At 63.9% G+C, this 13,758-nt stretch carries 13 protein-coding genes; 6 read left to right on the top strand and 7 right to left on the bottom strand.

What is annotated here, in order from left to right; all coding sequences use genetic code 11:
• Positions 1 to 129: 129 nt before the first annotated feature.
• Positions 130 to 564 (bottom strand): Hsp20 family protein, encoded by a 435-nt coding sequence (locus BMX61_RS05625; protein WP_075628598.1) that lies wholly within the window; start codon positions 562 to 564, stop codon positions 130 to 132.
• Between the two features lie 282 nt (positions 565 to 846).
• Between BMX61_RS05625 and BMX61_RS05620 the strand changes: the two genes are divergently transcribed.
• Entirely contained in the window at positions 847 to 1,788 is a 942-nt protein-coding gene (locus BMX61_RS05620; RefSeq protein WP_075628599.1) for a nucleoside hydrolase, read from the top strand.
• Positions 1,789 to 1,850: 62 nt separating this feature from the next.
• On the opposite strand, the gene BMX61_RS05615 is transcribed toward BMX61_RS05620, so the two are convergent.
• The 3 genes from BMX61_RS05615 to BMX61_RS05605 form a co-directional block, all read right to left on the bottom strand.
• The gene (locus BMX61_RS05615) at positions 1,851 to 2,183 is read right to left on the bottom strand and encodes a hypothetical protein (RefSeq protein WP_075628680.1); all 333 of its coding nucleotides are present in this window, start codon (positions 2,181 to 2,183) and stop codon (positions 1,851 to 1,853) included.
• 213 nt (positions 2,184 to 2,396) lie between these two features.
• Positions 2,397 to 3,308 carry a ribokinase gene (locus BMX61_RS05610; protein ID WP_075628600.1) on the bottom strand — a complete coding sequence of 304 codons (912 nt, stop codon included), beginning with the start codon at positions 3,306 to 3,308 and terminating at the stop codon, positions 2,397 to 2,399.
• 160 nt (positions 3,309 to 3,468) lie between these two features.
• On the bottom strand, positions 3,469 to 4,662 hold the full coding sequence (locus BMX61_RS05605; RefSeq protein ID WP_075628601.1) for a DNA recombination protein RmuC: 1,194 nt from the start codon (positions 4,660 to 4,662) through the stop codon (positions 3,469 to 3,471).
• 457 nt (positions 4,663 to 5,119) lie between these two features.
• Here BMX61_RS05605 and def point away from each other — a divergent pair, with 457 nt between their 5' ends.
• From def to truA, 3 genes are all read left to right on the top strand, one after another.
• A complete protein-coding gene (def, locus tag BMX61_RS05600; protein ID WP_075628602.1) occupies positions 5,120 to 5,644 on the top strand; it encodes a peptide deformylase in 525 nt (174 codons plus the stop codon).
• 127 nt (positions 5,645 to 5,771) lie between these two features.
• On the top strand, positions 5,772 to 6,707 hold the full coding sequence (gene fmt, locus BMX61_RS05595; protein WP_075628681.1) for a methionyl-tRNA formyltransferase: 936 nt from the start codon (positions 5,772 to 5,774) through the stop codon (positions 6,705 to 6,707).
• Positions 6,708 to 7,451, top strand: coding sequence for a tRNA pseudouridine(38-40) synthase TruA (gene truA, locus BMX61_RS05590; protein ID WP_075628603.1), 744 nt, complete (start codon positions 6,708 to 6,710; stop codon positions 7,449 to 7,451).
• Here the strand turns inward: truA and BMX61_RS05585 are convergent, their stop codons facing one another.
• Together BMX61_RS05585 and dapE are read right to left on the bottom strand one after the other, a co-directional pair.
• Positions 7,452 to 8,048, bottom strand: a complete 597-nt coding sequence (locus BMX61_RS05585; protein WP_075628604.1) for a hypothetical protein — start codon at positions 8,046 to 8,048, stop codon at positions 7,452 to 7,454. It abuts the gene before it with no gap.
• On the bottom strand, positions 8,035 to 9,228 hold the full coding sequence (gene dapE / locus BMX61_RS05580) for a succinyl-diaminopimelate desuccinylase (protein WP_075628682.1): 1,194 nt from the start codon (positions 9,226 to 9,228) through the stop codon (positions 8,035 to 8,037). The genes BMX61_RS05585 and dapE overlap by 14 nt, the downstream gene beginning before the upstream one ends.
• Before the next feature lie 440 nt (positions 9,229 to 9,668).
• Between dapE and BMX61_RS05575 the strand changes: the two genes are divergently transcribed.
• Positions 9,669 to 10,721, top strand: coding sequence for an aldo/keto reductase (locus BMX61_RS05575; protein WP_075628605.1), 1,053 nt, complete (start codon positions 9,669 to 9,671; stop codon positions 10,719 to 10,721).
• A gap of 509 nt (positions 10,722 to 11,230) precedes the next feature.
• Entirely contained in the window at positions 11,231 to 12,451 is a 1,221-nt protein-coding gene (locus tag BMX61_RS05570; RefSeq protein WP_234794605.1) for a GAF domain-containing sensor histidine kinase, read from the top strand.
• A gap of 454 nt (positions 12,452 to 12,905) precedes the next feature.
• On the opposite strand, the gene dapD is transcribed toward BMX61_RS05570, so the two are convergent.
• Positions 12,906 to 13,757: a 2,3,4,5-tetrahydropyridine-2,6-dicarboxylate N-succinyltransferase gene (dapD, locus tag BMX61_RS05565; RefSeq protein WP_075628606.1), complete on the bottom strand. Its 852-nt coding sequence runs from the start codon at positions 13,755 to 13,757 to the stop codon at positions 12,906 to 12,908.
• Between the last annotated feature and the right edge of the window lies 1 nt (position 13,758).

Below are 13,758 nucleotides of genomic sequence, written 5' to 3'. Positions count from 1 at the left end.
GCTCCGTTCTTCGGCAGGCGCGCGGCATGACGCCACGCGGTGCCTCAGTCCTCGTTTCGCTTCGGCAGCACTCGGATCCGTCTTCCGAATCAGCCACCGAAACCTGCGAGGCCCGGCCTCACAGGATTCTTAGTCTGGGACCAAAATATTAATTTTCTTTACCATACGCTGCGGTTCCGGCCGGATGAGATCGATCGAGAGAAGACCGTTCCGCAGCTCGGCCTTGACCACCTGCATCCCGTCGGCCAGCACGAACATTCGCTGGAATTGCCGCGCCGCAATGCCGCGATGAAGATAGTCGCGCTCGATGCCGATCTCGGTTTGCCGCCCGCGGATGACCAGCTGGTTCTCCTCCGTCGAAACCTCCAGATCTTCCTCGGAAAAGCCGGCAACGGCGAGCGTGATGCGCAGGCGATCCGCCTCGCCGCTCGGAGCCTCGCCGCGAATGCGCTCGATATTGTAGGGCGGATAGCCGTCATTGCCTTTGGCGACGCGTTCGATCGTCTGTCCCATCGCATCGAAGCCGACGAGGAAGGGGCTGGTGAAAGGGGGCAGGCGCGTCATGGTCTCACAATGTCCCGGCTGGCTGGCCGGCGCCACCAGAGCACGCCCTGAAGAAGGCTGCGTGCGCTCGTGTCCCCCGGCACTGGAAGCGACTGGCGGCCGGACCTTGTCAAAAGCATCCGACCGAAATGAAATATGGGCATCGCCAGGTTCGGCCGCAAGATTGTCGGGCGACTCGTCCCCAGGCAGCGGCGGTCGCGCCGCCTTTGCCTTTCCCGGCGGCTGCGCTAAGCAGAGGTCTCGATCCGCTGACGAGACGATCAAGAGAAGAAGGAAGAGGCCGTGGCACCGCGCAAGATCATTATCGATACCGATCCGGGGCAGGACGATGCCGCCGCTCTTCTGTTGGCGCTTTCAAGCCCTGCCGATCTCGAGGTGGTGGCCATTACCACCGTCGCCGGCAATGTGCCGCTATCGCTGACGACCCGGAACGCCCGCGTGGTCTGTGAAGTCGCCGGCCGCCGCGAGGTTAAGGTCTATGCAGGCTGCGACCGCCCGTTGAAGCGGCAGCTGGTCACGGCCGAGCATGTGCATGGCAAAACCGGGCTTGATGGCTTCGAGGTCGATGAGCCGACCATGCCGGTCGAGGCCGCTCATGCGGTCGATTTCCTGATCGAGACCCTGCGCGCCGCCGAGCCGGGCGAGATCACGTTGTGCACGCTGGGGGCCCTGACCAACATCGCCACCGCGCTGGAGAAGGCGCCCGACATCGCCCCGCGCATCCGGGAACTGGTGATGATGGGCGGCGGCTTCTTCGAGGGCGGCAACATCACGCCGGCAGCTGAATTCAACATCTATGTCGATCCCGATGCCGCCGAGATCGTCTTCAAGTCCGGCATCCCGATTGTGATGATGCCGCTCGACGTCACCCATCGCGTTCTGACGCTGAAGCGCCGGGTCGATCGTTTCCGCGCGATGGGAACCCGGGTGGGCGATGCGATGGCCGGCTGGCTGGATTTCTTCGAGCGTTTCGACGTGGAGAAATACGGTAGCGACGGCGGCCCGCTGCATGATCCGACGGTGATCGCTTATCTGTTGAGGCCTGAACTCTTTAGCGGCCGCGCCTGCAATGTGGAGATCGAGACGCTCTCGCCGCTGACCGTGGGCATGACGGTGGTGGACTGGTGGCAGGTGACCGGCCGGCCGCACAATGCGCATGTCATGCGCGAGATCGACGCCGAAGGCTTCTTCGAGCTTCTGACCGAGCGGCTGGCGCGGTTCTGACGTGCAAAAGGCCCCTTCGGCGGAAGGGGCCTTGGCTTTATGATTCAGCATTCACACTGCGCTTAACGCCACCACTTGGTGTAGCTCGGCTGCGGCTGGCTGGCGGCGCCGATGACATAGCCGACGAGAACGCCGAGTGCGGCGGTGAGCACCAGCACGCTCCCGGTTGCCGCCGGGTGTTCGCGGGCAACCTCGGCAATTGCCTGGCCCTCGGCCTTGACTTGGCGCACGGCATTGCGGGCGGCGGGCGCTGCAGCGTCGAGCGCTTCCTCGGCTTTGGCGCGGGTGTCGCTATAAGCCTTCGCGCCTTGGGCTGAGACGATCTTCGACAGGCGGGCGACTTCGTCACGCAGGGCGTGGATATCGTTTTCGGTGTTGATGCCGTTCGTGGCCATGGAAAGCTCCCTGGGTTCTGGCAGCGGCCCATCAATGCGGGTGGGGACCGTGCCGGCTGACAGCGCGGTTGGAAAGCATAAACTTCCCTTGATGCGCGGGTTCGGCCAGGAAACGGCGGCCATGCCCGCCTGGTTCCATCACATCGTGCTGATCAAGAAAAACCAGGCAGTCACGGTATTGAGACAACGATCGGAAAGGCCAGAAAGGCGTTGTCAGCTATTTTCGGCTTCCGCCGCATCCACTTCGACAGCAAGGGGAATGGCTGGCTGAGCGCCCGGCGCCAGGCAAGCGAGCGAGCCGGCGATGGCCGCGCGGCGTAGCGCCCGGTCGAAGTCGAGCCCGGCCTCCAGCCCAGCTGCTAGATAGCCGCAGAACGTATCGCCGGCGCCGACGGTGTCGACCGGGGTAATGGTCAGCCCCATGGCCTCATGAAACTGCCCGTCCCGGATGGCGATGACGCCCTCGGCGCCAAGCGTGATCACCAGAGTCTGGCCGGTTTCTGCCGACAGGCGCGCCATGGCGTCGCGCCGCTCGTCCGGCGAAAGCACATCATGGCCGGAAAGCCGCTCAAACTCGTGCTCATTGGCCACGACAATGTCGGCAAGCCTCGAAAGTTCAGCAGCTTCGGGGGTGAGGGGCGCTGTATTGAGAAGCGATATAATGCCAGCGGCGCGGGCGGCGTTCAGCGCAGTCTCCACGGCGCTTGCGGGCACTTCGAGCTGCAGCATCAGGAGGTCGCCACGGTTCATGGCGCCGATGGCGGCGCGCGCCTCTCCATCGCCGATCGCGCCATTGGCGCCGGGTACCACGACGATGACGTTCTCGCCGTCGTCGCCGACGAGGATATGCGCCGTGCCCGTAGGCTCAGATGCGGTGCGCACGAAGCTCAGGTCCGTCCCGGCCTCCGTCATCAACGCCAATGCGTCATCGGCAAAGTTGTCGGCGCCAACCGCGCCGGCCATGCGCACACGGGCGCCGGCGCGAGTCGCCGCCAGCGCCTGGTTTGCGCCCTTGCCGCCAGCCGCTGTGGAGAAACTGCGCCCCGCGACGGTCTCGCCCGGGCGCGGCAGCCTCTCGGTCGTCGCGATCAGATCCATGTTGATGGAGCCGAAAACGGTGATCATGGCCTATCCTCCCGTGCGCCGCTTCGGGCTTTGATCCCCCCGAACGCCGTATGCCCTTTCGCCATATGGCCTTTTGCCAATGGCGCTGTTTTTCTTGGTGAAGGCGGACCGCGCTCATGCGTGGGCTGCCCGCCGATGTGGCGGCACAGTGCCCGCCGCCTTACTCCTCGTCAACCACCCTCAGCTTCAAGCCGCCCTGGCGCGGCCGCGCGGGATCGGCGGCCGGCACGGGCGGCTCGGCTGCGGCGGCCGGTGTGTCGAGCTCCAGCGATTCGATCCGCCCGCCGCGCTTGCGCAGCTTGTCCGAGGAGATCAGGATGTCCTCGACATCGCGCTGGCTGGCCAGAAAATGGCCCTGGAGCTTGCGCACACGCTCGTCGAGCCGACCGAGATCGGCCATCAGATGTACCACCTCGTCGCGAATCAGATGGGCCTGCTCGCGCATGGAGGCGTCGCGCAAAATGGCCTGGATCACCTGGATCGAAAGAAGCAGCAGCGACGGAGATACAATGACGATGCGGGCACGGTGCGCCTTCTGCACGATGGCTTCGAAATGTTCGTGAATGTCGGCGAAGATCGACTCGGAGGGGACGAACAGGAAGGCCGTGTCCTGGGTTTCGCCCGGTAGCAGATATTTGGTCGCGATGTCGCGGATATGCACCTCCATATCCCGCCGAAACTGCTGCGTGGCATAGCGGCGCGCGGTTTCGTCCTCGCTGGCGCGCATGGCATTCCAGCCTTCGAGCGGAAACTTCGCATCGACCACCAGCGCCGGCTGGCCGTTGGGCATGCGAATGGTGCAGTCCGGCCGCGCGCCGTTGGACAGCGTCGGCTGAAAGGCATAGGCCCCTTGCGGCAGGCCATCGGCAACGATGGTCTCCATGCGCTGCTGGCCGAAGGCGCCGCGCGTCTGCTTGTTGGAGAGGATCTGCTGCAGGCCGGCCATGTCGCGCGCGAGCGTCTGGATATTGGCCTGGGCGCTGTCGATGGCGGTCAGCCGCTCCTGCAGCCGGCGAAGATTTTCATGGGTCGCCTGGGTCTGCTGCAGAATGGAGCTGCCGATCCTCTGGCCCATGCCATCCAGCCGCTCGCCGATTGCCCGGTTGAGCTCGGCTTGGCGCGTGCCGAAAACCTCGGTCAGCGTGGCGATGCGGCTCTGCATGTCGGCCTGTGCGGATAGCAGCACGTCGATCCGCGCCTCTGCCGCCTCCTGGACCCGTCCACGCCGCAGCACTGTCGCGAGAAACAGCAGCAACAGCAGCCCGCAGGTGCCTGATAGCAGAAGGCCGAGGGTGATGGGCAGGCCGCCGATGGCGAAGAGAACATGATCGAAGCTGAGGGTATCGCGGGCCATGGCACCAGAACAGTCAGAGGAGGCGAAAACAGCCAGGAGAGGAAGGCACGCCGCTAAGGATGGCGGGAGCGAGCATCCACCTTAATGCCACTGGTCAAATCGCTCCGTCGAGCGGCGAACGGCTTCACGCTCTAGGCCAGCCGCATCAGGGGACCCGGATGCCGCGCCCGCTTTGCCTGTGCGCCAGGAAGACGTGTCCAGTGCCGGTCAAGGTGACGCGAACCTAGCAGAATTTGTGGGAAGCACTAGATCAAAACAAGAACATGATGCATCTTTCCGCCAAAATCACCGGCAGGGACGTGCCGCTACGTGCAAAGCGAATTCCCTCGCCGCAAAGTTTGGGCTAGAGCATCGGCCCGAAAAGTGGGATCCGGTTTTGAAAGAGGCCGATGCCAGAACAAAGATCCATGGCACCGGAGCGACAGGTCTATGCGCTCCGACGCCATAAGGGAGCGCCATGACGATCAAACCGCTCATCATTTTGCCGGACCCGGTGCTGCGCCAGGTTTCCGCATCCGTGGAAAGCGTGAACGACGAGGTTCGCCGGCTGGCCGACGACATGCTCGAGACGATGTATGATGCGCCGGGCATTGGCTTGGCCGCCGTGCAGGTTGGCGTGCCGCGTCGTCTGCTGGTCATCGATGTCGCCAAGGAAGGCGAGGAGAAGGCGCCGCGCGTCTTCATCAATCCTGAAATTCTCAGCGCCTCGGATGCCCGCTCGGTCTATGAGGAAGGCTGCCTGTCGATCCCGGATTACTATGCCGAGGTCGAGCGCCCTGCCGCCATTACCGTGCGCCACCTCGACCGCGAGGGGCAGGAGCATGTGATCGAGGCGGACGGGCTTCTGGCCACCTGTCTGCAACATGAAATCGACCACCTGAACGGCGTGCTGTTCATCGATCACATTTCCAAGCTCAAGCGCGAAATGGTGATCCGCAAGTTCACCAAGGCGTCGAAGCTGCGCGGGACCAAGGCGATCTGAAAACGCTGATCGGATAATGCCGGATCGACTGGTGTCGGCAAGATATGCGCCGGCTGCGGCAATCGTCGCATTTGACATGGCGCGCGGGACTGCCGCTGCCTTCGCCGCAGCCCTGGAGGACTATCGGATGGCGTTACGCATCGTTTTCATGGGCACGCCCGCCTTTTCCGTCGCCACTCTCAAGGCACTTGCGGAGGCCGGACATGAGATTGTGGCGGTCTATACCCAGCCGCCGCGCCCGGCCGGCCGGCGCGGGCTGGACCTGACGCCGTCGCCCGTCCATCATGCCGCCGAGGCGCTGGGGCTCCCCGTGCGCACGCCGTTGAACTTCAAGGCCGATGAGGACCGCGAGGCCTTTCGCGCACTCGACGCCGATGTGGCCGTGGTCGTGGCCTATGGCCTGCTGCTGCCGGAGGCGATTCTCACCGGCACGCGTCTCGGCGCCTATAATGGTCACGCCTCGCTTCTGCCGCGCTGGCGTGGCGCCGCGCCGATCCAGCGGGCCATTATGGCCGGCGATCGGGAAACCGGCATGATGGTGATGAAGATGGAAAAGGGGCTCGATACCGGGCCGGTGGCGCTGACCGAGCGGGTGCCGATCGACGAGGCGACCACGGCGGGCACGCTGCACGACCTGTTGATGGAGGCAGGTGCACGGCTGATGGTGCAGGCCATGGCGCGGCTGGAGACGGGCGACCTGCCGCTGACCCCGCAGAGCGAAGAGGGCGTTCTCTATGCCGCCAAGATCGCCAAGGACGAAACACGGATCTCCTTTGCAAAGCCCGCGCGCGAAGTGCTGCGCCATATTCACGGCCTCTCGCCGGCCCCCGGTGCCTGGTTCGAGGTGGAGGCCGGCGGTAAGCGCGAGCGCGTGAAGGTTCTCGCCTGCGCGCTGGAAACGGCCGGCGGCGAGACGGGCACGGCGCTGTTCGACGATCTGACGATCGCCTGTCTGGAAGGCTCGGTCCGGCTGACGAGGCTACAGCGTGCGGGTGGCAAGGTGCTGGAGGCCGAGGAATTTCGCCGTGGCCTGCCGATTCCCGCCGGGACGCAGGTGGCCTGAATGCCGCGCTATCGCATGACGGTGGAGTATGACGGCCTTCCCTATGTGGGCTGGCAGCGTCAGGAAAACGGTCCGTCGGCCCAGGGCGCGATCGAGGGGGCGATCTTCAGGCTGACCGGTGAGACCGTCTCGATCCGCGGGGCCGGACGTACGGATTCCGGGGTGCATGCGCGCGGACAGGTGATCCATGCCGATCTCTCCCGCGTCTGGGTGCCGGAAAAGCTTTGTACGGCGCTGAATGCCCATCTCGGGCAGGCGGGCGAGCGGGTATCGATCCTTGAGGTCATGGCGGTGGCGGATGATTTCGACGCGCGCTTTTCCGCAACGCGCCGCCATTATCTCTACCGGATCCTCTGCCGCCGCGCGCCGCCTGCGCTCGAGGCCGGACGGGTCTGGTGGGTGCACCGCGCGCTTGATGCCGGCCGCATGCATGACGCGGCGCAGACACTCGTCGGCAAGCACGATTTCACGACCTTTCGCTCGGTTCATTGCCAGGCCAACAGCCCGGTGCGCACGCTCGACCGGCTGGATGTAACGCGCGATGGCGACCTGATCGAAATCCGCGCCAGCGCACAGAGCTTTCTGCACAATCAGATCCGCTCGCTGGCCGGCACGCTGAAGCTTGCAGGCGAAGGCAAATGGAGCGTCGAGGATGTGCGCGCAGCCCTGGATGCGCGCGACCGACGCGCTTGCGGCCCGGTCGCCCCGCCGGATGGGCTCTATTTCATGCAGGTGGATTATTGATCAGCCGGGGATCAGGCCAAGTGTGCGTTGCAGCGTTTCTCCCAGCATCAGCGAGGGCAGGACGAAGAGGGCCGAGAGCGCCCAGGCAAGCAGCACCTGCTCGCCGGTGATCGCGCGCAGAATGCGAAACAGCGCCAGAAGCGCGCAGATGAGCGCGAGGATCGACAAGAGGGCCGTGAAGCCGTCCGCATTCGGCAGGACGAGGCGCAGCGCCGAGGGAACGGCCATGGCGTAATAGGTCGGCACCGAAAGCCAGTTGGTGGTGACGATCAAGGGTGCCAGCAGCATGTCATAGCCGAGCGGACGGGACAGCGCCACGACCAGCAGCAGCGGCAGGATCCAGCTGGCAAGATCGACCAGCAGTAGCTTGGCGATGAAGGCGAGTCCGGTTGGCGTCCCTGCGGGCATGGCCGCAAGATAGGCAAGCCGCCAGGAGGCCCAGGAAACCGTCATGGCCGGCAGGCACCAAGGGATCGCCCCGAAGGAGCGCCAGACGCCGGGAACGCTGATATCCAGCCAGTCGAAGCCTTCCCGCTTGCCGAGGATGAGGAGCCAGAGCCCCTTCAGATAGATCCCCACGTCCTCAAGCTGCGGCATCGGCAAACCAGTCCTCGACAAAACGCTCGTAGATCTGCGTCAGTGTTTCCAGATCGGCAAGGGCCACACGCTCATCGACCATATGCATGGTCTGTCCCACAAGGCCGAATTCGACAACGGGGCAATGGTCCTTGATAAAGCGTGCATCCGAGGTGCCGCCGGTTGTCGAGAGCTGTGGCGTGCGGCCGGTCACCCCTTGCACGGCGGCTGAAAGCGTGGAGATCAGCCGGTCGTTGCGCGTCAAAAATACATGGCTTGGCCGCTCGGCAAAGGTCATGCTGTAGCGGACGGGCGCGCGTCCGGGCCGCAGCGCTTCGTCGCGCGCGGCTTCATCGAGCCGTCGGGTGAGCTCCGCCTTCAGCGTGTCGGCTGTCCAGATATCGTTGAAGCGGACGTTGAAGCGTGCCGTGGCACTGGCCGGAATGACATTGGTGGCAGGATTGCCGACATCGATGGAGGTGACCTCCAGATTGGTCGGCTGGAAATCCTGCGTGCCTGCGTCGAGCGGCGGGTCCATCAGCGCGCGGGCAAGCGCCAGAATGCCGCGCACCGGATTGTCGGCCAGATGCGGATAGGCGGCATGGCCCTGCACGCCTGTCACGGTCACGATGCCGGAGAGCGAGCCGCGCCGGCCGATCTTGATCATATCGCCGAGCACATCCGGATTGGTCGGCTCGCCCACCAGGCAAGCATCCCAGTGCTCGCCGCGCGCCACCGCCCAGTCGAGCAGCTTCGGCGTGCCGTTGATCGCCGGGCCTTCCTCGTCGCCGGTGATCAGAAGCGAGACGGAGCCGGGCAGGCGTACGCCCCGGGCAAAAAGCCGGGCAATGGCGGCGACGAAACAGGCGATGCCGCCCTTCATGTCCACCGCGCCGCGCCCATGCATCATGCCATCCGCGATCTCCGCCGAAAAAGGCGGAAAGCGCCAAAGGTCTGTATCACCCGGCGGCACCACGTCCGTGTGGCCGGCGAACATCAAATGCGGCCCTTGCGTTCCGTGGCGTGCATAGAGATTGTCGATATCGGGCGTGCCCGGCGTCGTCGATCGGATACGATCCAGCTGGAAGCCGAGCGGTCCAAGCAGCGCTTCAAGCGCGGTGAGCGCGCCCCCTTCGGCCGGCGTAACGGACGGGCAACGGATCAAGGCGGCCAGATTGGCGATCGGGTCTGTGGCGGTCATGGAATCATCGGTCCCGGACGGAACGGCAGGAAGGGCACCAAGGGCTCGAAGCGTGCCGCGATCTTTCAGATCCACGCGCACCACTTTATAAGTCCTTGTTTTAACGTCGTACGCTCGTGCAAAGCCGCTGCGCGTCCTTGCGCGACATGCTTTAGCCGATCCTGGCTAGACTGTCACGCCATCCGGAATAAGGCTGGCATCAGCACCCGTCGCCTGCGATCATGGCCCCCACCGATGCCGCTTTCCTTTTGGATCCTTCTGCCTATATGCTGTGAGGGCCCTCCTTAATTAAGAGGACGCCAATGTTTCCCGCACTCAATCCGACACACGCGGCCGTGCTGCCGCCTTCGGCCTCCACGGACGTGACAGTTCCAGCACAAGTCTCCGTCACGTTCAGGCCGTCCGGCTTTGTCGACCGCCCGCGCCGAGGAGCTTGATCCATGCGCTATAACCAACTTGGCCAGACCGGCCTTTTCGTATCCGAACTTTGCCTGGGCACCATGACCTTCGGGGCAGCAGACAAGGGCTCATCCTGGGGCTCGATCGCCGATCTCGACGAGGCGGGCGCCACCCGCATCGTCGAGCGCTCGCTCGAAGCCGGCATCAATTTCATCGACACGGCCGACGTCTACTCCTTCGGCACATCCGAGCGCCTGCTCGGTCAGGCGCTGAAAAACCTGGCTGTGCCGCGCAAGGACGTGGTGATCGCCACCAAGGTCTATGGCCAGATGGGCGACAAGCCAAACGACCGCGGCGCCTCACGCGGCCATATCATGGATTCGGTCGAGGCAAGCCTGGAGCGGCTGCAGACCGACCATATCGACCTCTACCAGATCCACGGCACCGACCCCGTCACGCCCATCGAGGAGACACTGCGCGCCATGGACGATCTCGTCTCGCGCGGGCTGGTGCGTTATGTCGGCGTCTCCAACTGGCAGGCCTGGCGCATCGCCAAGGCTTTGGGAATTTCTGAGCGCAAGGGCTTTGCCCGCTTCGAGACCTTGCAGGCCTATTACACCATCGCCGGCCGCGATCTGGAACGCGAGATCGTTCCGCTCCTGCAGGAAGAGAAGATGGGGCTGATGGTCTGGTCGCCGCTCGCAGGTGGGTTGCTCTCGGGCAAATATGGTCCCGGCGCGCCTGGGAATGGCGAGGGCCGCCGCGCCAACTTCGATTTTCCTCCGGTTGAAAAGGACCGTGCCTGGGCCTGCGTCGCCCTGATGCGGGAGATTGCAGCCGCGCATGGTACGACGGTGGCCGCCGTGGCGCTCGCCTATATCCTCGCCAAGCCCTTCGTCACCACCGTGATCATCGGCGCCAAGCGACAGGAACAGCTGGAGGAAAATCTGAAAGCGGTCGAGTTGAGCCTCTCCGAGGAGGAGATGCGCCGGCTCGACGAGGTCAGCGCGCTTCCGGCCGAATATCCGGGCTGGATGCTGACCCGCCAGGGCGCCCATCGTCGCCCCGCGCCGTTTACGCCCAGCAAAGCCTGAACCTGCAATTCGCGAGGCTGCGGCTTCGGCCGCTGCCTTATCCGCGCATGCATCCGTTTTCGACAAATCCGCTTTCGCCATTGTCGGCAAGCAATGACTGCCCTAGTATAAGCGCATACAATGCGGCGACGAGGCCGCGACTGCGCGCCGGCCTGAAGGCGGCGCGATCGAATGCACCGATGATGGCGCGCTAAACGAGGGAGCCAGCATCGCCGAAGACCAGCGGGATGGTGGCGAGTCTGGCGGTCTGAGACCATCGGTGCTGATATCATTCATATCGAGCAGGACGAGGATGGCGGGTGCGCTTCGCCGGGCGACGTTAAGTGCGCTTGGCGCTGCGACAGACGGGTCGTCTTGGCGCATGGCCGATGCTCGACGACATTGAGCGCAGACAAGGTGAGGCCGGAACATCGAACCGAAATGGGGAGATCGATGTTCGGCATGATGCTCTGTCGCATCGGCAAAGCTGCGCTGTCTTTTGAAACTGGCCTTTTTGAAAGGAAAGCCGAATGGCGAACATAACGTCATCCGTGCTGTTGCCGGAATGGCCAGCAGGCGAGGCGCCGATGCTGCTGCATCCCGAGGGCGCAGACAGGGATGAGGCAACGGTCGAGCTTTTGCGCCGCATCGGGATCGTTCCCCGGCTTCTCGATGTCTGCTGCCGGGTGACCGGCATGGGCTTTGCCGCCGTCGCGCGTGTCACGGAAGAGCGCTGGGTGGCTGCCCATGTGCTAGACCTCTGTGCCTTCGGCCTCGAGGCGGGCGATGAGCTGAAAGTGGAGACGACGATCTGCAACGAGATCCGCGATCATCGCAAGCTCGTTGTCGTCGATGACGCCGCTCAGGATCCTGTTTATGCCGGTCATCCGACCCTGAAGCTTTACGGGCTTCGAAGCTATATCGCCATGCCGATCATCCTGGCGGACGGATCGTTCTTCGGCACCCTCTGCGCCGTGGATGCCCAGCCCCACCGGTTGAACACGCCTGAAGTCACCGGCATGTTCGCGCTTTTCGCCGAACTTCTGGCCCTTCACATCGACGCGCAACGCCGCGCCACCGAGCATGACGAGGCCAGCGAACTGCGCGAGCGATTCATTGCCGTTCTCGGCCATGACCTGCGCAACCCGCTTGCCTCACTGGAGGCGGGAACGCGCATGCTCGCCAAGACGGAACTGCCGCCGCGCTCCAAGGGTGTCATCGAGCTGATGCGTGCCAGTATCGACCGGATGTCGGGCCTGATCGACAATATGCTCGATTTTGCCCGCGGGAGATTCGGCAGCGGGCTGGCCTTGGAGGAGGTCGATGCCGTCTCGCTGGCACCGCTTCTCAGCCATGTCATCGAAGAGCTCCGGCTTGCCCATCCCAGCCAGCAGATCGAGGCGCAACTGACGCATGAGCGTGTGCGCTGCGATGCGGGTCGCATCGGCCAGCTTCTTTCCAATCTGCTCGCCAATGCGATCACCCATGGCGATAAGGACCAGCCGGTTCGTGTCGAGACGCGGATGCAGGAGGGGACGTTCCTGTTGAGCGTTGCCAATGGCGGCCAGCCGATTGCGTCGGAGCTGCAGGCCGATTTGTTCAAACCCTTCGTGCGCATGGGCGGCGGCCAGGGCGGTCTCGGTCTCGGCCTGTTCATCGCAGCCGAAATCGCCAAGGCGCATGGCGGCACGATCACTGTCGCCTCCGATGAGCGCGAGACCCGATTCACCTTCGCCATGCCGCAGCATTGACGAACGAAAAAAGGCGGCCCGATGGACCGCCTTTCATACCTTCGAAAGTCTGGCACCTTGCCCATCGGCCTTGGAGAGGGATGGCGAAGACCGTGTGTAGTTTTCGCCTGCAATCCTATTTTAATTCTTTGATTTAGATCATGATTCAGATTTGAAAACACAAGATACGACGCAAAACTTGGCGGCTTGGCCGCCCCCTCATCCGACCCTTCGGGCCACCTTCTCCCCGGTGGGGAGAAGAGACATACTGCGCCGTCTCATGCTACCTCTTGCGTTGCAAGACCCGATATATCTCTTTTTCTCGACGTCAAATTGAGGCGCTAAGCTCTTGCCTCGGTCTCTTCTCCCCATCGGGGAGAAGGTGCCGACAGGCGGATGAGGGGGCTGCCAAGCCCATGATCATGAGCATCGTGTCCTGTGATTGAAGACCGAATGGGACTTCAATCATCGTCATCTAGTCGCGCAGAAGCTCGTTGATGCCTGTCTTCGAACGGGTCTTCTCATCGACGCGCTTGACGATGACGGCGCAATAGAGGCCGGGGCCCGGCTCGCCATTCGGGAAGGGCTTGCCCGGCAGCGTGCCGGCGACCACGACGGAATAGGCCGGCACTTCGCCATAGCTGATCTCGCCGGTGGCACGGTCGACGATCTTCGTCGACTTACCGATGAAGACGCCCATGCCCAGTACCGCGCCTTCACGTACGATGCAGCCCTCGACCACTTCCGAGCGCGCACCGATAAAGCAATTGTCCTCGATGATGGTCGGGCCGGCCTGCATCGGCTCCAGCACGCCGCCAATGCCGACGCCGCCGGACAGATGCACATGCTTGCCGATCTGCGCGCAGGAGCCGACTGTCGCCCAGGTGTCGACCATCGTGCCTTCGCCGACATAGGCGCCGAGATTGACGAAGGAGGGCATCAGAATGGCGTTGGGCGCGATATAGGCCGAGCGGCGCACCACGGCATTGGGAACGGCGCGGAACCCTGCGGCGCGGAACTGGTTTTCTCCCCAGCCTTCGAATTTCGAAGGCACCTTATCCCACCAGGTCGCGTTGTCGGGACCGCCTTTGACCACCTGCATGTCGTTCAGCCGGAAGGACAAGAGGACGGCCTTTTTCAGCCACTGATGCACGGTCCAGTTTCCATCCTCGCCCCGGGTGGCGACACGGGCCTTGCCGCTGTCGAGCAGGTTCAGCGCCGCGTCCACCGCATCGCGAACTTCGCCCTTGGTGTTGATGGTGATGCCGTCGCGGGCTTCGAAGGCGGATTCGATGACGGCCTCAAGCTGGCCAAGTTCCTCGGTCATC

The sequence above is a fragment of the Xaviernesmea oryzae genome, assembly GCF_900109605.1.
Taxonomy (GTDB): Bacteria; Pseudomonadota; Alphaproteobacteria; order Rhizobiales; family Rhizobiaceae; genus Xaviernesmea; species Xaviernesmea oryzae.
Note: the sequence above shows the minus strand (reverse complement) of the source record. Positions and strands in the feature narration are given on the sequence as shown.